The organism is Mesorhizobium sp. CA14, assembly GCF_020165195.1.
Classification (GTDB): domain Bacteria; phylum Pseudomonadota; class Alphaproteobacteria; order Rhizobiales; family Rhizobiaceae; genus Mesorhizobium.
The window spans coordinates 71,176-92,944 of record NZ_JAIUHR010000028.1; the positions used below are offsets into that span (position 1 = coordinate 71,176).

The 21,769-nt window shown below is 64.9% G+C and carries 23 protein-coding genes and 1 riboswitch; of the genes, 11 read left to right on the forward strand and 12 right to left on the reverse strand.

The window, feature by feature from the left end; translation table 11 throughout:
* Positions 1-51: 51 nt before the first annotated feature.
* Positions 52-1,221, reverse strand: coding sequence for a homoserine O-acetyltransferase MetX (metX, locus tag LB565_RS24170; RefSeq protein WP_224588425.1), 1,170 nt, complete (start codon positions 1,219-1,221; stop codon positions 52-54).
* A 95-nt stretch (positions 1,222-1,316) separates the two neighbouring features.
* Positions 1,317-1,394: riboswitch (SAM riboswitch) on the reverse strand.
* Positions 1,395-1,540: 146 nt separating this feature from the next.
* Between metX and hisC the strand changes: the two genes are divergently transcribed.
* Complete coding sequence (gene hisC, locus LB565_RS24175) at positions 1,541-2,644, forward strand: histidinol-phosphate transaminase (protein WP_224588426.1); 1,104 nt, start codon at positions 1,541-1,543, stop codon at positions 2,642-2,644.
* A 6-nt stretch (positions 2,645-2,650) separates the two neighbouring features.
* Complete coding sequence (locus LB565_RS24180; RefSeq protein ID WP_224588427.1) at positions 2,651-3,586, forward strand: prephenate/arogenate dehydrogenase family protein; 936 nt, start codon at positions 2,651-2,653, stop codon at positions 3,584-3,586.
* Here the strand turns inward: LB565_RS24180 and LB565_RS24185 are convergent.
* A complete protein-coding gene (locus LB565_RS24185) occupies positions 3,583-4,530 on the reverse strand; it encodes a sugar kinase (protein ID WP_224588428.1) in 948 nt (315 codons plus the stop codon). The genes LB565_RS24180 and LB565_RS24185 overlap by 4 nt on opposite strands.
* Positions 4,531-4,537: 7 nt before the next feature.
* On the reverse strand, positions 4,538-5,536 hold the full coding sequence (locus LB565_RS24190; protein WP_224588429.1) for a DUF2125 domain-containing protein: 999 nt from the start codon (positions 5,534-5,536) through the stop codon (positions 4,538-4,540).
* Between the two features lie 118 nt (positions 5,537-5,654).
* On the opposite strand from LB565_RS24190, the gene LB565_RS24195 reads away from it, so the two are divergent.
* The 3 genes from LB565_RS24195 to LB565_RS24205 all read left to right on the forward strand — a co-directional run bounded on the left by LB565_RS24195 (position 5,655) and on the right by LB565_RS24205 (position 8,032).
* Entirely contained in the window at positions 5,655-6,176 is a 522-nt protein-coding gene (locus LB565_RS24195) for a gamma-glutamylcyclotransferase (RefSeq protein WP_224588430.1), read from the forward strand.
* Between the two features lie 211 nt (positions 6,177-6,387).
* The gene (locus LB565_RS24200; RefSeq protein WP_224588431.1) at positions 6,388-7,335 is read left to right on the forward strand and encodes an aldo/keto reductase; all 948 of its coding nucleotides are present in this window, start codon (positions 6,388-6,390) and stop codon (positions 7,333-7,335) included.
* A 76-nt stretch (positions 7,336-7,411) separates the two neighbouring features.
* The gene (locus tag LB565_RS24205) at positions 7,412-8,032 is read left to right on the forward strand and encodes a LysE family translocator (RefSeq protein WP_224588432.1); all 621 of its coding nucleotides are present in this window, start codon (positions 7,412-7,414) and stop codon (positions 8,030-8,032) included.
* 4 nt (positions 8,033-8,036) lie between these two features.
* Here LB565_RS24205 and LB565_RS24210 read toward each other — a convergent pair whose 3' ends face one another.
* The gene (locus LB565_RS24210) at positions 8,037-8,831 is read right to left on the reverse strand and encodes a lysophospholipid acyltransferase family protein (RefSeq protein ID WP_224588433.1); all 795 of its coding nucleotides are present in this window, start codon (positions 8,829-8,831) and stop codon (positions 8,037-8,039) included.
* An 81-nt stretch (positions 8,832-8,912) separates the two neighbouring features.
* Entirely contained in the window at positions 8,913-9,815 is a 903-nt protein-coding gene (locus LB565_RS24215; RefSeq protein WP_224588434.1) for a LysR family transcriptional regulator, read from the reverse strand.
* A 102-nt stretch (positions 9,816-9,917) separates the two neighbouring features.
* Between LB565_RS24215 and LB565_RS24220 the strand changes: the two genes are divergently transcribed.
* On the forward strand, positions 9,918-10,538 hold the full coding sequence (locus tag LB565_RS24220; RefSeq protein WP_224588435.1) for a pyridoxamine 5'-phosphate oxidase family protein: 621 nt from the start codon (positions 9,918-9,920) through the stop codon (positions 10,536-10,538).
* Here LB565_RS24220 and LB565_RS24225 read toward each other — a convergent pair.
* The 3 genes from LB565_RS24225 to ftsE form a co-directional block, all read right to left on the reverse strand.
* Positions 10,535-11,263 (reverse strand): YdcF family protein, encoded by a 729-nt coding sequence (locus LB565_RS24225; protein WP_224588436.1) that lies wholly within the window; start codon positions 11,261-11,263, stop codon positions 10,535-10,537. The two genes, LB565_RS24220 and LB565_RS24225, sit on opposite strands and share 4 nt — an antisense overlap.
* A gap of 157 nt (positions 11,264-11,420) precedes the next feature.
* Positions 11,421-12,407 (reverse strand): cell division protein FtsX, encoded by a 987-nt coding sequence (locus LB565_RS24230; RefSeq protein WP_224588437.1) that lies wholly within the window; start codon positions 12,405-12,407, stop codon positions 11,421-11,423.
* The gene (ftsE, locus tag LB565_RS24235) at positions 12,400-13,059 is read right to left on the reverse strand and encodes a cell division ATP-binding protein FtsE (protein ID WP_140632926.1); all 660 of its coding nucleotides are present in this window, start codon (positions 13,057-13,059) and stop codon (positions 12,400-12,402) included. Before ftsE ends, LB565_RS24230 begins: the two co-directional genes overlap by 8 nt.
* A gap of 181 nt (positions 13,060-13,240) precedes the next feature.
* Here ftsE and LB565_RS24240 point away from each other — a divergent pair, with 181 nt between their 5' ends.
* The 3 genes from LB565_RS24240 (at position 13,241) to LB565_RS24250 (ending at position 14,955) form a co-directional block, all read left to right on the forward strand.
* Complete coding sequence (locus LB565_RS24240; protein WP_224588438.1) at positions 13,241-13,873, forward strand: hypothetical protein; 633 nt, start codon at positions 13,241-13,243, stop codon at positions 13,871-13,873.
* A gap of 88 nt (positions 13,874-13,961) precedes the next feature.
* The gene (hpt, locus tag LB565_RS24245; RefSeq protein WP_140542580.1) at positions 13,962-14,504 is read left to right on the forward strand and encodes a hypoxanthine phosphoribosyltransferase; all 543 of its coding nucleotides are present in this window, start codon (positions 13,962-13,964) and stop codon (positions 14,502-14,504) included.
* A gap of 79 nt (positions 14,505-14,583) precedes the next feature.
* Positions 14,584-14,955, forward strand: a complete 372-nt coding sequence (locus LB565_RS24250) for a response regulator (RefSeq protein ID WP_224588439.1) — start codon at positions 14,584-14,586, stop codon at positions 14,953-14,955.
* Here the strand turns inward: LB565_RS24250 and LB565_RS24255 are convergent.
* Positions 14,938-15,903, reverse strand: a complete 966-nt coding sequence (locus tag LB565_RS24255; protein ID WP_224588440.1) for a DMT family transporter — start codon at positions 15,901-15,903, stop codon at positions 14,938-14,940. The two genes, LB565_RS24250 and LB565_RS24255, sit on opposite strands and share 18 nt — an antisense overlap.
* Before the next feature lie 188 nt (positions 15,904-16,091).
* Between LB565_RS24255 and LB565_RS24260 the strand changes: the two genes are divergently transcribed.
* Positions 16,092-16,976: a LysR family transcriptional regulator gene (locus LB565_RS24260; protein WP_224588441.1), complete on the forward strand. Its 885-nt coding sequence runs from the start codon at positions 16,092-16,094 to the stop codon at positions 16,974-16,976.
* Here LB565_RS24260 and LB565_RS24265 read toward each other — a convergent pair.
* From LB565_RS24265 to LB565_RS24275, 3 genes are all read right to left on the reverse strand, one after another.
* Positions 16,973-17,575 (reverse strand): 2-hydroxychromene-2-carboxylate isomerase, encoded by a 603-nt coding sequence (locus LB565_RS24265; RefSeq protein WP_224588442.1) that lies wholly within the window; start codon positions 17,573-17,575, stop codon positions 16,973-16,975. The two genes, LB565_RS24260 and LB565_RS24265, sit on opposite strands and share 4 nt — an antisense overlap.
* Positions 17,576-17,643: 68 nt before the next feature.
* Complete coding sequence (locus LB565_RS24270; RefSeq protein ID WP_224588443.1) at positions 17,644-20,271, reverse strand: TIGR02302 family protein; 2,628 nt, start codon at positions 20,269-20,271, stop codon at positions 17,644-17,646.
* 115 nt (positions 20,272-20,386) lie between these two features.
* Positions 20,387-21,343: a threonine/serine dehydratase gene (locus tag LB565_RS24275; RefSeq protein WP_224588444.1), complete on the reverse strand. Its 957-nt coding sequence runs from the start codon at positions 21,341-21,343 to the stop codon at positions 20,387-20,389.
* 50 nt (positions 21,344-21,393) lie between these two features.
* On the opposite strand from LB565_RS24275, the gene LB565_RS24280 reads away from it, so the two are divergent.
* Entirely contained in the window at positions 21,394-21,696 is a 303-nt protein-coding gene (locus LB565_RS24280; protein ID WP_224588445.1) for an ArsR/SmtB family transcription factor, read from the forward strand.
* The last annotated feature ends 73 nt before the right edge of the window (positions 21,697-21,769 follow it).

Here is a 21,769-nt window from a genome sequence, read left to right on the forward strand (position 1 = left end):
CCCGCCCGAAAAGCCTGAAAGTTTTTGCGTTCGCCGACCTTCGGTTCGGGGTCATGCGCTGAGCCCCCTGGCGCGGGCGGCGGAGGCGATGAAGCCGTTGATGGCCGCGAACAGCTCCGGCTCGTCGAGCAGGAAGGCGTCATGGCCGCGGTCGGTCTCGATCTCGACGAAAGAGACGGAAGCGCCCGCCGCGTTCAACGCATGCACGATCGAGCGGCTCTCCTCGGTCGGGAACAGCCAGTCGCTGGTGAAGGAAACCAGGCAAAAGCGCGTCTTGGTTCCGGCGAAGGCGTCGGCGAGGCGCCCGCCGTGATCTGCGGCAAGGTCGAAATAGTCCATCGCGCGGGTCAGATAGAGGTAGGAATTGGCGTCGAAGCGGTCGACGAAGGTCATGCCCTGGTGGCGCAGATAGCTCTCGATCTGGAAATCGGCGTCGAAGCCGAAAGTCAGCGCCTCGCGGTCCTGCAAATTGCGGCCGAACTTGCGGTGGAGTGCTGCTTCCGAAAGATAGGTGATGTGGGCGGCCATACGCGCGACGGCGAGCCCCTTTTCCGGCCGCTTGCCGAAATCGAGATATTTGCCGCCATGCCAGTCGGGATCAGCCATGACGGCCTGCCGGCCGACCTCATGGAAGGCGATATTCTGCGAGGAATGGCGGGCGCCAGTGGCGATTGGCAGCGCGCAGAACACGCGCTCCGGATAGCTTGCGACCCATTCCAGCACCTGCATGCCGCCCATCGAGCCGCCAAGCACGCAAAACAGTTTCTCGATGCCGAAATGATCGATGAGCATCGCCTGCGCGCGCACCATGTCGCGGATGGTGATGATCGGCAGGTCGAGCCCGTAGGGCTTGCCGGTCGCCGGGTTGGTCGAGGCCGGGCCGGTCGAGCCGAGGCAGCCGCCGACGACGTTGGAGCAGATGACGAAGAAACGGTTGGTATCGATGATCTTGCCAGGGCCGATCAGCACCTCCCACCAGCCCGGCTTGCCGGTCACCGGATTGGTGTTGGCGACGTGCTGGTCGCCGGTCAGCGCATGGCAGACGAGGATGGCATTGGAGCGCGCGTCGTTGAGCGTGCCGTAAGTCTGGTAGGCGATCTGGAAAGGCGAGAGCAGCGTGCCGGCATCGAGCTTCAGCGGCTTGTCCGGGCCGAACTGCAGCACCGGGCTCGACGGATGGTCGACCTCGTCCTTGGTTCTTGCAGCGCGCTGAGCGGCCATGTCCGTCCTCATCCTGTGCCGCAACGGTCTCGTCCGAAGCGGTGTCCGGCCGGCGGCGGACAATAAAAAACCGGCATTGCCGTCGCAAAGCCGGTTACAGGTTGCAAACGGCCCTTTAGCGAGTTGTTTAACGTGGCTGCAAGCCGACCGGCCAAATCACCACGGAAGTCTGGTAGCCCTTCTAGGACCAGTGCCGCGCTTCGTCAACGGGTAGCGTCCTCGCGGCGGTCCGCACACACAAGGCGTCGGCACTCGACATTCCGGCCCGTGGCCTGTATTTCCGCTGCGGCCTTGGAGGCCTTCTCGACGGATTTGTGACATGAAGCAGGATCAGCCCCGTCCGACGCCCCGCGCGGGCATTATGGACATCGAGGCCTATGTGCCGGGAAAAAGCACCGCGCCGGCCGGCGTGACGAAAGTCTACAAGCTGTCGTCGAACGAAAACCCGCTCGGGCCTTCGCCGAAGGCGATCGAGGCCGCGCGCGAGGTGGCGGCTAAGCTCGACGTCTATCCCGACGGCACGGCGCGGCGGCTGCGCGAGGCCATCGCCGAGGTGCATGGGCTGAACCCGGCCAACATCATCTGCTCCAACGGCTCCGACGAGATCCTTGGCCTGCTGGCGCAGACCTATCTCGCGCCGGGCGACGAGGCCGTGTTCACCGAGCACGCCTTCATGGTCTACAAGATCTATATCCAGGCGGCGGGCGCCAAGCCGGTCGCGGTGAAGGAAACCGAGGAGCGCGCCGATGTCGATGCGATCCTTGCCGCGGTGACGCCGGCGACGCGGATCGTGTTCCTCGCCAATCCCAACAATCCGACCGGCACCTATGTGCCGTTCCAGGAGGTGCGCCGGCTGCACGCGGCATTGCCGAAGAACGTGCTCCTGGTGCTCGACGCCGCCTATGCCGAATATGTGCGGCGCAACGACTACGAGGCCGGCATTGAGTTGGCGGGCAGCTCCGAGAACGTGGTGATGACCCGCACCTTCTCCAAGCTCGGGCTCGGCGGCGCGCGTATCGGCTGGATGTATGGGCCGGCGCATATCGTCGATGCGATTAACCGCATTCGCGGCCCCTTCAACGTCAACGCGACCGCGATCGAGGCCGGAATCGCCGCGATCCGCGACCGCGCACATATCGAGCGCAGCGTGGCGCATAACGAAAAATGGCTAGCCTGGCTCAGCGCCGAGCTGACCGGGCTTGGCCTGCGCGTCACACCCAGCGTCGGCAATTTCGTGCTGATCCATTTTCCCGACAGCAAGAAACATTCGGCGGCGGCCGCGGACGATTATCTGAGCGCGCGCGGCTATATCCTGCGCCGCGTCACCGGCTATGGCTTCCCCAACGCGCTGCGCATGAGCGTCGGCACCGAGGAAGCCAATCGCGGCGTCATCGATGCGCTGAAGACCTTCCTGAAAAGCTAGAACACCATGGCACCACCGATGTTCGAGAAAATAGCGCTGGTCGGCATCGGCCTTATCGGCTCGTCGCTTGCCCGCGTCGTCCGCCGCGAGGGCCTGGCGCGCCGTATCGCCATCGCGACGCGCAGCCAGTCGACGCTGAAGCGTGCCGAGGAGCTTGGCCTGGGCGATTCCTACAGCACCGATGCTTGCGAAGCCGTGCGCGACGCCGATCTAGTCATCGTCTCTGTTCCGGTCGGCTCGTCCGGCGAGGTCGCGGCCGAGATCGCGCCGGCGCTGAAGAAAGGCGCCATCCTCACCGATGTTGGCTCGACCAAGGCCTCGGTGATCGCGCAGATCGAGCCGCATGTGCCGGAAGGCGTGCACTTCATCCCCGGACATCCGCTGGCCGGCACGGAAAAGTCCGGGCCTGATGCCGGCTTTGCCGATCTCTTCGAGAACCGCTGGTGCATCTTCACGCCGCTGCCGGGCAGCGATCCCGCCGCGCTCGAGACGCTTTCGGAATTCTGGCGGCGCTGCGGCTCCAACATCGACACGATGGACCCGCAGCATCATGACATGACCTTGGCGATCGTGTCGCATCTGCCGCACATCATCGCCTACAACATCGTCGGCACCGCGGACGATCTGGAGGCGGTGACCAAGAGCGAAGTCATCAAATATTCCGCTTCCGGTTTCCGCGACTTCACCCGTCTTGCCGCCTCCGACCCGACCATGTGGCGGGACGTGTGCCTGCACAACAAGGACGCGATCCTGGAGATGCTGGCGCGGTTTTCGGAGGATCTGGCCTCGCTGCAGCGGGCGATCCGCTGGGGCGACGGCGAGAAGCTGTTCGACCTCTTCACCCGCACCCGCGCCATCCGCCGCTCGATCATCGAGGCCGGCCAGGACATCGATGTGCCGGATTTCGGCCGGCAGGCCGTCGAGCATCCGGCCAAGTCCTAGGCGTTTTCCTTCGTCTGCTGCGATGGCGGCCAGTGCGCCGCCATCATCGCCAGCGTTTCGGCCCGATCCGGCGCGCCGAGGCGGCCGCCGAAGCGCAGGCATTTGAGCGCGGCGGCGGCGCTGGCAAAGCGCAAGGCTTCCTCCATCGGCATCGCCTCGGCGAGGCCGACGGCGAGGGCGCCGTGGAAGACGTCGCCGGCGGCGAGCGTGTCGATCGCCTTGACCTTCGGTGCCTCGACATGGCGCACGCGCCCGGTCGCCCGATCGTGCCACCAGGTTCCGGCGCCGCCGCCGGTCACCGCGACAAAGGCGTCGGTGCGCGAGGCGAGGTCGGCGCAGGCGCTTTCAGGATCGAGCGCATGGCCGCAGACGATGCGCGCCGCCGGTTCCGACGCGACGATGTGCGAGGCCAATGGCAAGAGCCGCTCCAGCACCTCGACGGGCGCGGTGTCGGCGTCCAGGATCGCCGGACGGCCGATCGATCTGGCCGCGCCCAGGGCGAGCGCCGCAGCGCCCGGCCAGCGGACATCCACCAGCACGGCGTCGAAGCCGGAGAGATCGGCAAGCGGCAGCGCCTCGGGATCGGCTTGCGCTTTTTTGTCGTAGAAGGGGACGATGATGCGCTCGCCATGCGCATCGACCACGATCGCGGCCAGCGCCGATCGCGCGCCGGGAACGCGGCGGATAAGGCTGCAGTCGACGCCTTCGGCCTGAATGTCGGCGATCAGCTGGTCGCCGACCGGATCGTCGCCCGCGCTTGCCCAAAGCGAGACTTCGGCGCCGAGGCGATGTGCGGCGCAGGCGGCGCTCGTCGCCATGCCGGAGGCGATCTGGACGCCGTCGCTGGCGATGAACTTGCCCTGATGCGCCGGCAGCGCCTCGACGCGAAGGATGGTGTCGAGGGTGAAGGCGCCGACGCTGAGCAGTCTGACCGGCTTCGCCATTGTCGCATTACTCGAGCGGCTTGATCTTGCCGAGCGGGATGAAGCCGAGCGAGGCCTTGCCCTTGACGATCTTGAGCGGCAAGGACGGTTCCTTGCCAAGCATGGCAATGGCAGAAAAACCCTGCTCGATTTCGCTTTTATGCTCGGGAATCGCGCCGGCAAGAATAGATGCTACCGCCTTTGGGTCGTTGAGCTTGATCGTCAGGTCCCCGTTGACCAGCCCTTCCGCATCTACGGAGACAGGCCCGGACAGGGTGATGCGCGCCGTGCCGGACGACAAATCGAGCCTGGCAATCTGGATCGACTGGTCGCGCAGGCTCTTCGGCGGTGCTGCGATCAGCGCCACGCCGTTCTTCAGCGTTACGTCGCCACTGCCGTCCAGCGCCGGCAGCACACGTCCATCGATGGCATCCGCGTTGATCTCCAGGTCGCCGAAGCTGCCGACGTAATTGATATCCTGGCCAATCGGCTGCAACTGGCCGGCCGCCTTGCCGGCGCTGAACAATTGCATCGGATCCGTGTCGTCTTGCGGATCGGTCTGACCGTTCAGTCCTTCTGCCCGCAGCGAGACACTCCGCGGCAACGGCCACCACACTTTGACATTGGCCTGCAGCTGGTCCCAGTCGATCCAAAGCGGCGGCACGCCGGGCGCCATCGTCCGCAGCGGCCCGCGCAGGTCGGCGACGGGCGACAGCGGTCCGGTGATCCCCGCCACGGCGTTGAAGCTTCCGGTGGAGGCCGCAACCTTCCGGGCGTCGTCCTCATAGGCGATGTTGTCGCAGGAGACCGTGAAACTCATCGGATAGCCGCTGACGGCGAGGTTGGCGCAGCCGGCGGAGATGCCTTTGCTGCCCAGCTTCGCCACCGCCTGGTCGGCCTCGGTCTTGAGCCTGCCGGCGAGATAGAACCAGCCACCGCTGTAGATGGCGAACAACACGAGGACGAACGCCGCAAGCCAGAACAGCCGGCGGCGAAGTTTGGGCGATCGCTCGTCACTTGACGTCATGCTGCGGCTCTCGTTAACCCCGGCGAGCGGGCATTTACCAATACGCAAACAAACGGGGACAGAAGAAACACCTTGGCGGTGCGGTGTCGTTCACTCGAATGCGATCAGGCCTGGCGATATGGGCGATTTTTGGGTTTTTGGCTATGGGTCGCTGATCTGGCGGCCCGGATTTGCCCATGTCGAGACGCGCCGCGCCCGGCTCTACGGCTATCGCCGCTCGCTTTGCGTCTATTCCTTCGTGCATCGAGGCACGCGCGCACGGCCGGGCCTGGTGCTCGGCCTCGACCGGGGCGGCTCCTGCATCGGTCTTGCCTACCGTGTTCCCGGCAATTTGCGCGACGAGGTGCTTTCCTATCTGCGCGAACGGGAATTGGTGACCAGCGTCTATCTCGAACGCATTCTCGATGTCCGGCTGGATGGCGAAGGCTCGGTCGAGGCGGTCGCCTACACCGTTGACCGCCAGCATGAGCAATATGCCGGCGCGCTCGATGCCGATCATGCGGCAAGGATCGTTCGTGGCGCGGTCGGCCAATCCGGCCGGAACGAGGACTATGTCTTGAGCACGCTCGAGCACCTCGAGGCGCTCGGCATCCGCGATCATTGGCTGGAGGAAGTGGGCCGTCGGGTCGCGTCTTCGTGAAGCGCATTTTCGGCGAAATGATTTCGCCTCCAATGCTCTATCTCTTTGTTTTTACGCAATTCCAGACGCTAAACCGCGACGCACTTTGCTGGAATTGCTCTGGTCCGATCAAAAAGCAAAACCATGCCTTTGACCTCGACCGGCCGCGACCTAGCTTAGCGGCATCCCATCACTGGGCGTCAGGCCCGTTCAAGCACCACGGAGATCAGTCTTGCAGAAACGTCGTCTCGGTCGCACCGACCTTTCCATTGCGCCGCTGGTCCTGGGCGGCAACGTCTTCGGCTGGACGGCCGATGAGAAGACCTCCTTCGACCTGCTCGACCGGTTCGTCGCTGCCGGCTTCAACGCCGTCGATACGGCCGATGCCTATTCGCGCTGGGTGCCGGGCAACAAGGGCGGCGAATCGGAAACGATCATCGGCAATTGGATGAAAAGCCGCGGCAATCGGGACAAAGTCATCGTCATCACCAAGGTCGGCTCCGACATGGGCCAGGGCAAACGCGACCTCTCCGCTGCCTATATCGAAAAGGCGGTCGAGGCGTCGCTGAAGCGGCTGCAGGTCGATGTCATCGACCTCTATCTGTCACACTGGCCGGACCCGGCCACGCCTTACGAGGAAACGCTCGGCGCCTATCAGCGCCTGCTCGAAAAGGGCAAGATCCGCTATCCCGGCTGCTCCAATCTCGATGCCGGCCAGCTGCGCGCGGCGCTCGACGTCGCCAGCCTGCGCAGCCTGCCGCGTTACGAGGTGCTGCAGCCCGAATACAATTTGTACGACCGCTCGTCGCTCGACGGACCGCTACTCGACCTCTGCAAGGCGGAGGATATCGGCGTCATCACCTATTTCAGCCTCGCAAAGGGATTCCTGAGCGGCAAGTACCGCAGCAAGGCCGATCTCGGCCAGAGCGCGCGCGGCGAAGACGTCGCCGAATATCTCAACGAGCGTGGCATGCGCATCCTTTCCGCTCTCGATGCCGTGGCCGAGCGCCATTCGGCCAAGCAGGCGGAAGTGGCGCTGGCCTGGATCATCGCGCGGCCGGGCGTCACCGCGCCCATCGCTAGTGCCACCACGCCGGCCCAGATGGACAGTCTGATACGCGCCGCGTCGCTCAAGCTTTCGGCGGACGACATCGCAGCGCTCGACCGTGCCAGCTCGTAGCATTCGCACGATCGTCCAAGACGGCAATGACGATCCCTCCTAAGTCCTGCCGCATCGCGGCAGGAGGAGGTTCGGCATGGCTGGTGGCGTTCTGGGCGCGGCACAGCCTTGGCAGCAAGTGCTGGCGCTTATCGTGGCCGCGGCTATCGTCATGGGCAGTCCGGGACCGGCGACGATCAGCGTGACCGCCGTCGGCGCGGCTTTCGGTCTGCGTCCTTCCCTGGGTTACACGTCTGGCGTGGTGCTCGGCACGATCGCCGTGCTTCTGGCCGTGGCGGGCGGGATCTTCGGCATGCTGACCTCAGTGCCGGGAGTGGCGCCGGTGCTGGCGATCCTTTCGGCCGCCTACATCCTTTATCTCGCTTTCAGAATAGCAACCGCGCCGCCATTGGCGGAGCGAGGGAGCACGGCGACGAAGCCCGATTTCCTCGGCGGCTTCATGCTCGCCGTCGCCAACCCGAAAGCCTATGTGGCGATCGCCGCCGTGTTCGCCGGCGCCGCGCCGCAGGCCGATGCGCTCGGCGTCTCCACCCGGCTGCTGGTGCTCGCCGCGATGATCGTCGCCATCCACGTCGTGTGGCTGCTTGCCGGAACAGCGTTCGCGCGCGTCCTGCGCCATCCGCTGGCCTCGCGGATCATCAACCTGGTGTTTGCCGCCACGCTGGTGCTGACAACCCTGCTGGCGGCGCTGCGGTAGCCGATCAGGTCTTGGCGGTTACGCCGAGCTCGGCCAGGCGCTTCACCGCCGTCGGCGGCATGGGCGGCGGGTTCGGCGCCTGCGCGGCCTCGACGAGCATCTGGTCGCAGGCGGCCTCGGTCTCGCCGATCAGCCGCTGCATGAATTCCTCCTTGCCGAGACCCGGCGGGATCGGCGGCAGGAAGCGGGCCTTGACGGTGCCTGGATAGCGCAGGAACTTGCGGCGCGGCCAATAGAGTCCCGCGACATGAGCCACCGGGACCACAGGAACGCCGAGCTGCGTGTAGAGCTCGACGATGCCGTATTTGTAGGACGGTTCGGCACCCGGCGGGCGGCGGGTGCCTTCGGGATAGATGATGAGCTGGCGCGGATTGCGGTTCATCTCTTGCCTGGTCGCGACGACGACCGCCTTCAGCGCTCTCGAACGGTTGCCGCGGTCGACCGGGATCATGCGCATCTTCATGATGTACCAGCCGAAGAAGGGGATCCAGGTCAGTTCGCGCTTCAGGATGTAGAGCGCGTCGTCGAGATAGGGGAAGAAGGCGATCGCGTCCCAGAAAGACTGATGCTTCGGCGCCAGGATGAAGGAGCCTTGCGGCAGGTTCTCGATACCGGTGATCTCGCTCTTTGTCGCGGCGATCTTGTCATAGAGCCACATCGAGGTGCGCGACCAGAATTTCGGCACGAACCAGGCGCGGTGGCGCGGCGACAGGAAATAGAAAGGCGTCCAGAAGATCATCTGGACGATCAGGCTGAGATAGAAGACGAGGTTGAACGCCAGCGAGCGGATAATGAGCATGCAAAGGGCCCGTGAGGAAGTGTGCGTTGGTTACACCAAGCGGCGCAAAAAAGGAAACGGCGCCTTGGTCGAACGGTGCCCCTACAACGAGCCTGCCAGCCGTTCCTTCAGGCGCGGTGCTGCAAAATCGAGGAAGGCGCGCAGCTTCACCGGCACCCGGCCCTGGCCGGCATGGACAAGGCTCACCGGCCAGGGCGGCGGCTCGAACGGCTCCAGCACCACCCGCAGCGCGCCGGCGCGCACGGCGGCATCGGCTTGGTAGGAGAGCACTTTTGTCAGGCCTAGGCCGGCAATCGCGGCATCGATCGCCGCCTCGGCCGTGTTAACCTGCAGGCGCGAGCGGACCGCGACCGTGGTTTCCGTCTTGCCCGCTCCAAAACTCCATGTCGCGGGAGCGGCAAGACCTTCGAAGGTAATGCAGTTGTGGCCCGCCAGCTCCGGCGGCTTCTTCGGCGTGCCGTGCATGGCGAGATAGGCGGGACTTGCGCAGACGATGCGGCGGATCGAGCCGACGCGGATCGCGACCATGGCCGAATCCGGCAGCTCGCCGATGCGCACCGCCAGATCGATATGCTCCTCGACCAGTTGGGTGATCCGGTCCGACAAGTTCAGGCGGACATCCACCTGCGGATAGACGGCGAGAAAGCCGGTGATCACCGGCAGCACATGCAGGCGACCGAAAACCACCGGCGCCGTGATGACCAGCTCGCCGGTCGGGCTCGAATATTCGCCCGCCGCGATGCGTTCGGCCTCGCTCACCTCGTCGAGGATGCGACGGCAGGCGGCAAGATAGGACTGGCCGGCATCGGTCAGCGTCAGGCGTCGCGTCGAGCGGTTGAGCAGGCGCGTCCCCAAGTGCTTCTCCAGTTCGGAGAGCTTGCGGCTCACGGTCGCCAGCGGGATGCCGGCGCGGCGCGCGGCGGCGGAAAGGCTGCCGGCCTCGGCTGTGGCGACGAACAGGGACATGGCGTCGAGGCGATCCATTATTCTCCCGAAATATGGAAGGATGAGTTTGCAAATATGCTCTCTACATCCGAATTTCGGAAGAGGCTAAATGGTGTGCGATACTGTTCGCGGAGCGCCGGCATGAATGAATTCACCAGCGACGTCGCCTTCACGCCGACCGTCAAGGCCATCCAGTCCCGCAAGGGATCGCGTGATTCCTATGCGCGCGTCGAGCAGCGCGGCGGCTGGCGGGCAACAATCACGCCGGACCTCGCCGCCTTCATCGAAGCGCAGACCAGCGTGTTCTTGGCGACGGCCAATGCCGAAGGCCAGCCCTACATCCAGCATCGCGGCGGGCCGGCCGGTTTCCTCAAGGTGCTGGACGAGCACATGATCGGCTTTGCGGATTTTTCCGGCAATCGGCAGTTCATCACCCAGGGCAATCTCGAGGACAACGACCGGGCCTTCCTGTTCCTGATCGACTACATGCTCAGGCAGCGCATCAAGATCTGGGGCAGGGCGCATGTCGTCGAGAATGACCCGGAGCTGACGGCGAAGCTGATGCCGGCGGACTACAAGGCGCGGCCGGAGCAGGCGATCCTGTTCACGGTCACGGCCTGGGATGCCAATTGCCCGCAGCATATTCCCCAGCGTTTTGAAGCCGCGGATGTCGCGGCCGCCCTTGCCGAGCGCGACCGGCGCATAGCCGGCCTGGAGCAGGAGATAGCCCGCTTGCGCGATAATGCGGCGGCTGAGGTTTAATTCTTCACCACGGTCGATGCTTCCGCCAAAGTGACGCCTTCGGACGTCGTGCGAAGCCGCAGGAAGCCGCGCGCCAGCGACAGTACATATTTGCTGTACTCGGTCAGCAGCACGCGCAGCGCTTCCGGCTTGGTCAGCCAGCCGCCATTGCCGAGGTTAGTGTTGACCACCGGATAAGGCTCCAGGCGTGCGCCATGCAGCAGCCGGCCCATCTCGAGCAGGCTGCGCGGCATGTGGTAGTTGTTGGTGACGATGATGATGCTGCCATAGGCGTGGTTCTCCACCCATTTGGCGCTTTCCTCGGCATTGCCGATGGTGTCGAGCGCGGCGCGGTCGATATCGACGCAGCAGGAGAAGAGCTGCCTGTCGCCGCCCATTGCCGCCTGCAGCTGGCGCCTGGTAGCCGACGGATGGACGCCGCTGATCAGCAAGCGTTCGCCTTTGCCGGAGGCCAGCAGGTCCATCGCCGCGTCGAGCCGCGACTGCCCGCCGGTGAGCACGATGATGGCATCGGCCCTGGCCGGATTGGCCGGAGTCGTCATATGGCTGACCTTGTCGGCAAACCAGCCGAAGCCGCCGGCAAAAAGCACCAGCGCGGCCAGAACCACGAAACCGCAGACGCGCAAGGCGAGCCGCAGACGACCGAACCCGACGGAGGCAGCGCTGCGCATACGCATCGCCGGCATCCGTCCAGCCGTCTCGATCGAATCCCGCGCTTCCATCATCCCCGGGTTAATCCTGAAAGCTTCTAATGGTTAACTCCGAAATGCGGCCGTTGATAGGTGGGACGGCGCACATTGCGTTACGGCAAGTGTCCCACGTGTGATCGTTGTCTTGTTTGAATATAGCGCTTTGCGCTGGTTTCCGGATTGATCTCATGGGTCAGCCCGCATCCGGCTGGCGAACGTCGATGTCGCTGAGATAGGCGACGACGGTCGCATGCGAGGTGGCCGCGGTCAGCGCGCCGATCACCAGCACCATCAGGCCGACGCCAAAGTAACCGGCCGAACCGATGGCGAAATTGCCGAACAAAGCGGTCGCCTGGTCGGCCTGGGGCGTGGCCATGTTGCGCGACGACCACCAGGAAAAGACGATGAAGACGGCGATCGCCAGGGCGCCGCCGGCGGCCGCGCCCTTCATGCCGGTGACCAGGAAATGCCAACGGAATTCGCGCGCGATGAAGCGCGCCTCGGCGCCGACGAAATGCAGCACCTCGATGATGTGGCCATTGCCGGCCATGGCGCCGCGCGTGGCGAACACCACCGTCAGCACGGTCGCCGACAGCATCAGCACCAGAACGGCGATGCCGATCGTCACCGTCGTGTGCGCCATGGCGACCAGGCGGTCGACCCAGGTGCGGTGGTCGTCGAGTGCCGCGGTCGGGATTTTCGGCGTGATGGCGGCGCGCATGGCGGCGAAGTCCGGCGGGCTGGCCTCGTCGATCGTGACGATGATGAGGCGCGGCACCGGCAGCTCGTCGATGTCGAGACCGCTGCCCAGCCATGGTTCCAGAAGGCGCGCGGTCGCGTCGCGGTCGATGATCTTGGTTCCCTTCACACCGGGGAACTCGCTGGCGATCTGCGAGGCCTGCGCAAGGGCCGCCTCCATGTCGAGACCGTCGGCCGGCTTGATCTGGATCGTCGCCTCGCGCGAAATCTGGTTTTCCCATACCGATGCCGTATCGCGCACTAGCGTCACCGCGCCGAAGGTGAGGCAGGACAGGAAGGTCATGATGGCGATGACCAGCACCAGCGCCCGTCCGGCGATGTTCTGCGCCGGCACGATCGGCGCCGTCTTGCGCTGGACACGCCGGACCGTCACCGGCGTCTCGGCTTCGTCGTGGAGGTGATCGGCCGGAAGGTCAGTCATAGACGTCCAACCTTCCACCGGCCAGAATCATGCGGCGCGCATCGACCTGCTCCATCAGGCCAAGGTCGTGGGTGGCGATGACCACAGCGGTGCCCAGCCGGTTGAGCTCTATGAACAGCCTGAGCAGCCGGCGCGCCAGCGGCGGGTCGACATTGCCGGTGGGCTCGTCGGCCAGAAGGATCTCCGGCTGTTCGATCAAGGCCCGGGCAATCGCGGCGCGCTGCTTCTCGCCGCCGGACAGCACCGGCGGCAGCACATGCATGCGGTCGCCGAGGCCGACCCATTTCAGAAGCTCGGTGACATCGGTGCGGTAGGTCGCTTCCTCGCGCCCGCGTACGCGCAGCGGCAGCGCGACATTCTCGTAGGTCGTCATATGGTCGAGCAGGCGGAAGTCCTGGAACACCACGCCGATGCGGCGGCGCAGCAGCGGCAGTTCGCCCCGCGAAATGCGCGAGCGATCCTTGCCGAAGATGGTGATCAGGCCGCGCGTCGGCTTCAGCGACATGAACAGCAAGCGCAGCAAGGTCGTCTTGCCGGCGCCCGAAGGGCCGCTCAGGAACTGGAAGGAGCGCTCCGGAATGTGCAGGGAGATGTCCCGGAGGATCTCCGGACCCATGCCATAGCGGAGGCCGACATTTTCGAAGCGGATCACGTTCGGCGACCTGGAAACTCTCGGCGGCGACGCGCCACAATCTACTCTAACAGACCATCGGCCGGCATGGTTAACCGGCGGTTAATTTTGCGATGCTCAGCGTGCATCAAAGCCATTCCGGTGGGGAAGCGTTAACCAATTCCGTTTACGCAAAAGAAACGAAGACTGCACTGGTGCCGTAATGGCTGACGAGAGAACCGCGCGCCCTGTTTCCGGCGAAATCATGACCGGCACGGCAACAAATGCCGCGCCGGAACGCGTCATGTTCGGTACCGCCGATATCGTCGATGCCGATTACGTGGTGCTGACGCGTTTTGCCGCTTATCCAGAATCGGCACCGCCGCCGCAGATGCCGTCGACGCCATCGATCGGCGGCATGGGCATGCTTCGCAGATCGGAGGCGGCGCCGTCGCGATCCTCGCGTGGCGGTCCATTGTTCTGGATAGCCGGCATCGGTATAGCGCTGGTCTCCTTCTGGGTGTCGGGCGGTCATGCGCTGGTCCGGCAGAGCCCCTTTTGGACGGCCGCCGCGCCGGCGAGCGCGCTCACCATTTCCGGCGTGACGTCGCGCATCGATGCGACGGGCTTGAAGCCGGTGCTGTTCGTGGATGGCGAGGCAGCGAATGACGGCATGAGGTCGGAAACACTGCCGCCGCTCGAAATCCGCGTCACCGACAACAATTCCAACATCATCCGCTACAGGCTGGGGACATCCAACCGTTCCCTGGGGCCTGGCGAAAGATTCGGCTTTTCCAGCCGCCTCGATGTGCCTAAAGACGGCGTCAGAACCGTCTCCGTAATCTTCGCCGGCTAGGTATGTCGATCTTCAGGTGAGGCCGGCCTGACCTGAATCTCAATAGACCTCACCTTCCGGCGTTGAAGCCGATTGGAAGGACAAAACTATGCCAGTTGTACGCGGCAAGGACATCGAGGTCCTGTTTTCGGCGTCGGCGATCGCGCGCCGCAATCTCGAGCTCGCCAAGGAAATCGCCGGGCGCGACTACCATGACCTTCTGGTGATCTCGATCCTCAAGGGCTCGTTCGTCTTCGCCGCCGATCTCATCCGCGCCATGCATGATGTCGGCCTGTCGCCGGAGGTCGAGTTCATCTTCATCTCCAGCTATGGCGCCGGCACCACGAGCGGCGAGGTCAGGGTGCTGCGTGACATCGACAACGAGGTCGCCGGCCGCGACGTGCTGCTGATCGACGACATACTGGAATCCGGCAAGACGCTTTCCTACACCCGCGACCTGATGCTTTCGCGTGGCGCCAAGAGCTGCGCCGTCGCGGTGCTGCTCGACAAGCGCATGCGCCGCCAGACCTCGCTCAACGCCGACTATGTCGGCTTCGATTGCCCGGACTATTTTGTCGTCGGCTACGGCATGGATGTCGCCCATGCGTTCCGCGAGCTGCCGTTTGTCGGTGTGGTGAAAGGCGACGCCTGAGGAGGCGGGGCCATTCCGAAAGCTGCCGATCGTTAGAATTTTCAGAAAACATCAACATTTCGGCGGCATCTATCTCGGCATGGCAAAGCTTCTGATCGTCGAGGACGATGAGTCCGTCCGCACCCTCGCTGCCCGCGCGCTCGAGCGCGATGGCCACAATGTCACCATCGCCACCGACGGCGCGCAGGGGCTGGACATGATCCGGCAGGCGCGTGGCGGTTTCGATCTGGTGGTGTCCGATATCCGCATGCCGGAAATGGACGGCATCGAGATGGCGACAGCCGCCTCGAGAGAGTTCCCTACGATGCGGATCATGCTGATGACCGGCTATGCCGACCAGCGCGAGCGCGCCGAGGAACTCAACGGCATCATCCTCGACGTCGTGCAGAAGCCGTTCACGCTTGCCGAGATCCGCGGCCGCGTCGGCAAGGCATTAAGCTGCTTCGCTTGAGACCGCATCGGTCGTAACAGGGGCGGTCGGGGCAGCACCTCGCCGACGCCCGCCGCTGAGCGCAAGCAGGCCGGCGCCGATGATCAATGCGGCGCCCAGCACGGTGGTTTCACGCGGCACTTCGGCGAAGAACAGGAAACCCCAGAGCGGCGACCACAGAATGCCTGTATATTCGAACGTGGCGACGCGGTTGGCGGGCGCCATCCGGTAGGCCTGCGACAACAGGATCATGCCGGCCGAAGCGACGAGGCCGCAGGCGGCCATCTTCAGGAAGTCCGCCATTGTCGGCCACACCCATGGCCGCACCAGGAATTCGACGCTCGGATGCGCGGCATGGGTGATGCCGGCAAGTTGGAAGACGGTCGCGACGGCAACGGCGCCGCTGAGATAGGCGCCGTTCTGGTAGAAGGCCATCACGGTCGAGGATTCGGTGTCGCCGATGCGGCGCGCCATCAGTTGCGAAAAGCCGTAGAGGAAGGCCGAGCCCAGCGACAGCAGCGCCGCCCAGTCGAACACGCCGGCGCCCGGACGCACCATCACAAGCACGCCGACCAGGCCGATCAGCACCGTCGCCAGCGTTTTCCAGGAGACGCGCTCGCCGAGATAGGGACCGGCCATCGCCATGATGAACAGCGGCGCCATGAAATAGAGCGCCACCGCATCGGCCAGCGGCAAGGCGGCGATCGCCAGATAATAGACCGTGTAGGACGAGAACTGGATGAAGGCGCGCAGCGTCAGCATGCCGAAGCGCTTCGACAGCACCGCCTTCAGGCCGACATCGGCCTGGACGAGTACGATCAGGATCGGCAGAGCGACGATGGCGCGGATCGCCATCACCTCGGTCACCGGATAGCCGCTCGACACCGCCTTCACCAGCGGATCCTGCAGCGAAAAGACCAGCACGCCGAGGCAGAGGCTCAAAATGCCAAGCACCGTCCGGTTCTGCATGATCGATCCAGCGAAAAAGAACCCGCCACCGTTTTCAGGCAGCGGGCACGAGTGAGGACTCTTCGATTGGTCCGCGACCGATTTCGCGGTCGCATATCCAATGGGTGTCGTGACTATCCTGCGGCGTTTGACATCTGGCAAACGAATTGGAATGATGCCAGCAATCAGCTTTTCTTATGGCGACTTCGATGCGACCAGTCCTCGACAGCGACCTCCTGCGCACCTTCGTGGCGGTGGCCGAAACCGGCAATTTCACACGTGCGGCGGAGAAAGCCGGGCGCACGCAATCGGCCGTGTCCATGCAGATGAAGAAGCTGGAGGACATGGTCGGCGACAATCTGTTCGAGCGCGGCTCACGCGGCGTGGCGCTGACGCGCCGCGGCGGCGAATTGATCGCCAACGCGCGCCGGATCGTCTCGCTGCTCGACGAGACGGCGGCCTCGCTGGTGGCGCCGCCGCTCGGCGGGCTGGTGCGCATCGGCATCCCGGCCGAATATGGACGTTCGATCCTGTCGCGGGCGCTGGGCGAATTCGCCAAGCGGCATCCGCGCGTCGAGGTCACGGTGCGCTACGCACATTCGGATTCGCAAGTGCGGGCACTCGCGGCCGGCGAGCTCGACCTCGCGGTGGTGTTCGAATGGGAGGGCTCTTCCGGCGGCGAGGTGCTGATGCACGACCCGACGGTCTGGGTGACATCGACGCTGCACCACATGCATGAGGAACGGCCGGTGCCGATCGCGCTCTACAGCCGCAACGGCTGGTGCCGCGACTTCGCCATCAAGTCGCTGCAGCAGCGCGGCCTCGACTACCGCGTCGCCTATACCAGCGACACCAATGGCGGCCTGACGCTCGCCGTCACTTCCGGCCTGGCGATCGCGCCGATCTCGCGCAGCAACATCCCGCCTGATTGCCGCGAACTGACGGCTGCCGACGGTTTCGGCGACATCGATTCCTCGAACGTTGTCCTGCACCGCAATCCGCTGGCGACCGGCGAAGCGATCGACGGCATGGAGAACGCGATCCGCGAGGCCTTCATGCTGACCCGGCAGACCGGCGCGGCGGTCGGACTTTAGTCCGGCGGGCCACTTTCAATCTGCCTGAGCCAGCGCATGGCATCATCCAGGCGATCGTCGCCCCAGAACAGCTCGCCGTCGACGAGGAAACTCGGCGAGCCGAAAATGCCGAGCGCCTTGGCTTGTTCGGTCGCGGCGGCGAGATCAGCCTTGGCGGCGTCGCTGTCGGCCTCCCGCAGGATCGGTTCCGGTTTCTGCCCCGCTTTCTTGATGCTTGCCGAGATGTTCGGCTCGCTGCCGGCCGGCTCACCCATCTCGAACCAGCGTCGGTAGCTCTCCCTGGCATAGGCCTCGCACCAGCCCTCCCGCGCGGCAATGACGGCGACGCGATTGGCGCGCTCAAGTTCGGCAAGCGGATAGGGCGCGGGTAGCTTGGGCACCATCCTGTACGTCGCCGCGCGACGCTCTATGTCGCGCCACATATAGGCGGCCTTCACCGGCTTCTTGGCGAAGGGGATATTGTCCATCTCGATCATGATCGAGCGCACGTTGAATGGCCGCCAGCGGAACTCGATGCCGGTCTCAGCCTGGATCTTCGCCAGTCGCATCACCGAAAGGTAGGTGTAGGTGCTGCCGATGGAAAACCAGAAATCGATCATCGCCCTGTGCCCTCGGCTATGACGCTACCGGTTCTGAATGTGCAGGGCAATCTCGCAACGCCGACGGACTATTTCAGCTCCAGCAGCCGTTCGAGATAGCTGCGCTCGATATCGGGGCTGAGCGCATTGCCGAGCCGCTTGCGGATCGCGTCGAGGATCTGGCGCGCGCGCTGGACGTCGATCTCGTCGGGAACCTTGACCGAGGTGCCGTCGTCGGGGCCGTTGGTGGCGCGCGGCCGCCCCAGCGGATCGCGGTCGGCGTCCTGCTGGCGGCCGCCCTGCTCGCTGCCGCCCTGATCGCCCTGCATGGCCTGCATCTGCTTCATCATTTCCTTGGCGCCGCGGCGCAGCGCCTCCAGCGCGCGGCCCTGGTGGCCGACGGCCTGGTCGCCGTCGCCCTGGCCAAGCGATTGTTCGGCATTGCCCATCGATTTGCCGGCCTCGCCGAAACCTTCATTGGGCTCCATGCCCATGCCTTCGAGGCCTTTCTTCAACTGATTGAGCTCGCTCTGCAACTGGCCCTGGCCTTCCTGCAGCTGCTTCAGCGCATCGGCCAAATCCTTCGGCGACATTTTCGGCCGTGCCAGCGGATCGCGGTCCTGACCGGGCCCCGGCCGCTGCTGGTCGTTGGGCTGGCCCTGTTCGCCATCCTCGCCAAGCTGCTGCTGCTCGCCGCCCTCGCCACGCTGTCCGCGCTGCATCTGGTCCAGCCGGAAGGTGTCGTTCATCATCTCCTGCTGGCGGCGCATGATGTCGCCGAGCTTGTCCATTTGCTGGCGCATCTCGCTGTCTTGCTCGCCGCCAGGCTGCTGGCGGCCGGCCTGCAGGTTGTTCATCATGTCCTGCAGCTCTGAGAGAAGCTGCTGCGCCTTGTCGCGATCGCCCGATTTGGCCAGATTTTCGATCTGGTCCATCATGCGGTTGATATCGCTCTGGCGCAGCTCGCGGCCGTTCTGCTGCATCTGCGGCGCGTTCGGGTTCTGCTGCGCGCGCTGGGCGAATTCCTGCAGGAACTGGTTCATCGCCTCGCGCAGTTCCTTCATCGCCTTTTCGATCTCCTGATCACTGGCGCCGTTCTTGATGGCGTCCTGCAACACCTGCTGCGCCTGGCGCAGCCGGCGTTCGGCGGCAGACAGATTGCCTTCCTCGATGCCGAGCGCGATTTCCCAGAGATAGGAGACGACGTTGCGCAGCTGGTCGTCGCTCTCGGAGAGCTTCAGCCGGCTCCTCGCGCTCATGATGGCAAGATAGTTCGACATGTTGTCGAACGTGTCCTCGGGCCGCAGCGTGATCGCGTCCATCAGGTCGAGAACGCGCGGCTTGGCATTGGTGTCAAGCGCCAGCAGCCGGCGCTGTTCGATCACCGCCCGGGCCAGCGGATTGGCGAAGGGCCACTCGGGCATGACCATTGTCTTGGTCTCGCTGGTCGCGGTGTGGCCGGCATCGTCGGTGACGCTCAGCGTCAATTTGATGTTGCTGCCGGCCCAGACATGCTCGGTCAGATCCTTGGTCGTCTTGGCCGCGCTCGCCTTGCCACCGCGGCGCGGCAGGGTCAACGGCATGTCGGGCGGGCCATAAAGCGGATGCGCGTTGGCCGCCGGCGGGTCCGACAGCTCAAAAACCGCCTTGGCGGAGGCCGCCCCGTAATCATCTGCGATCTCGTAATTCAGCTCGATGGCGCCGTTGACGGCGCGTTTCGGCTCGCCGACGAAGCGGATCGTCGGCGGCTTGTCTGGAATGACGGCAAAGGCCCAGTGGCCGAGATCGCTGTCGCCGGATTTCAGCGTCAGCGTACCGTTGGTGTTCAGCTTGCCGGAGAACTGGCGCACCTTTGGCGCCGTCTGGCTGGAAGCGGCGGGCGCGGCCCCTTTCGGTGCTACGGGGGGCGCCGCGGGCTCGATGGCGCGATCATTGCCACCTTGATCGGCATAGCTCAGCGTTTCCTCGCCCGAGCCGCCGGTGACGCGCAGCGAAACGTCGCTGCCTTGCGGCACGGAAAAGGTCTGGACGGCCTGGTTGGCGTCAGCGGTCAGGAACAGCGGTGCCTTGCCGGTATAGGCGGGCGGTGTCACCCAGGCATCGATGCGCGGCGGCACCGCATCGTGCGCGGCGCGGGCGACAAAAGCGTCGCTGACTCTGCCGCCAAAGGGTCCGAAGGAGAAGGCCAAGGCGGTGACGAACAGCAGCCCCGCCACGGCGCGCAAGCCCCAGCGGTCATAGTCCGGCACACCGGTGCGCGGCCGGTCGGCGCCGAGGCTCGAAAGGCGCTCGGCCATGCGCTTCTGGTGCTCGCGCCACAGCGCCTGCGAGAAGATGCTCTCGGCGCCGCTCGGCCGGTCGGTCTGCACCTGCACCGGACTGTGCAGCAATTCGTTCGCTGCCTCGATGCGCCGGTCGATCTCGGCTGCCGAGGGGATGCGGAAGAAGCGAAGCGGATAGAGTGCCGCGACCGCGGCCAGCGCGAACAGGATCAGAAGGCCAATGCGTACCGTGTCCGGCAGACGCGGGAACAGACCGAACCATGAAAAGCTGAGGAACAGGCTGGCAACGACCAGCAATGGCAGCACAAGCGGCCAGGCGCGCTCGAAGAGTATCGAGGCCCGCGTCGCCAACCGGCTGAGCGCCAGGCGCCCGGCCAGGCCGCGTCCACCGCTGGCCAGGCCGCGTTCGCCGCTGGAAATGGGACGTTCGGTCATCGGCCCTTCCTGCCCGGGCACGATAGCCCGGACGTCATCAGCAGAAGGATACCAACAAACACGGCAAAGGCGAGGCGAGTTCCAAAAAACGTGAAGCGGTTTGGCCGGGTTATGATCAGAAATTGCCGGGATTCGTGTTGGAACCGCAGACCAGGACCGCCACGCGCTCGCCTTCCGCCGGCACATAGCGCCCCGAAAGCATGGCGGCGAAGGCCGCGGCGCCGCCCGGCTCGGCGATGATTCGCACGCGGTCCCACAGCGCTTTCTGCGCCGCGACGATGTCATCGTCGCTCACCAGGATCGATCGCTCGACGAAGGCTTCGGCGATCGGGAACATCATCTCGCCAACGCGCTTCGGCGCCAGCGAATCGGCTGCAATGCCCTCGGCGGGCGCATCGACCGGCGCTCCGGCCTCCAGGGCACGGTAAAGCGTCGGCGCTCCCTCGGGCTCGATGGCGACGATGCGGATGCGGCCAGCGAACCAGGCGGCGATGCCGCCGATAAGGCCGCCGCCGCCGACGGCGACCAGAAGTGCGTCGAGCTCGGGCAGGTCGGCCTCGATCTCAAGGCCGAGCGTGCCCTGGCCGAGCAGCGTTTCTTCCTGGTTGAAGGCGTGCACCTGCAGGGCGCCGGTCCTGGCGGCGAAATCCTCGCTGGCGGCCAGCGCTTCGGCATAGCGGGCGCCGCCAACCACCAGCTCGGCGCCATAGCCGCGAATGCGCGCGAGCTTCGCCGGCGGGCTGACTTCGGGTACGAAGATGGTCGCCTTGTGCCCGAGCTTCATGGCGGCGTAGGCGACGGCTGCGCCATGATTGCCGCCGGACGCGGCGACCACGCCGGCTTCGGGCACCTGGCGCTCAAGCAGATTGGTGAAGGCGCCGCGCGCCTTGAACGAGCCGGAATGCTGGAGGGATTCGAGCTTTAGGTCGACCGGGAAGGCGGGCCGGCCGAAATCCGCCATGTCGACGCGCATCACCGGCGTATGGCGGACATAGGGCCGGATGCGCGACTCCACGGCGGCGATGCGTTCGCGCGTGATCGTCCCTTTGTCCGACGTGCTTGTGTTCAACATGACCTGCTCCTCGGGATTGACTTCAATTAGTAACTTAGCAAAATGGCTAAATGCAAGAGGTCGACATCTTCAAGGCATTCGCCAATGAGCGCAGGCTGCAGATCCTCGATTGGCTCAAGGATCCGCGCGCGCATTTTCCGCGCCAGGCCGATGGCGATCTTGTGGAGGACGGCGTCTGCGCACTGCTGATCGCCGAGAAGCTCGGCATCAGCCAGGCGACGCTCAGCGAGCATATGCGCGTGCTGACCCAGGCCGGCCTGCTCAGCACCAAGCGCACCAAGCAATGGATTTTCTATCGCCGCGATGAGGGGCGGATCGCCGAAGCCAAGGCGCTGATCCAGGAGAAGATCTAGAGCGTTTCACCGCTCGATAGAATCGGAAGGGATTCCCGCTCGGTTGGATTTGTGATTCAAGATGCTGGCTGGA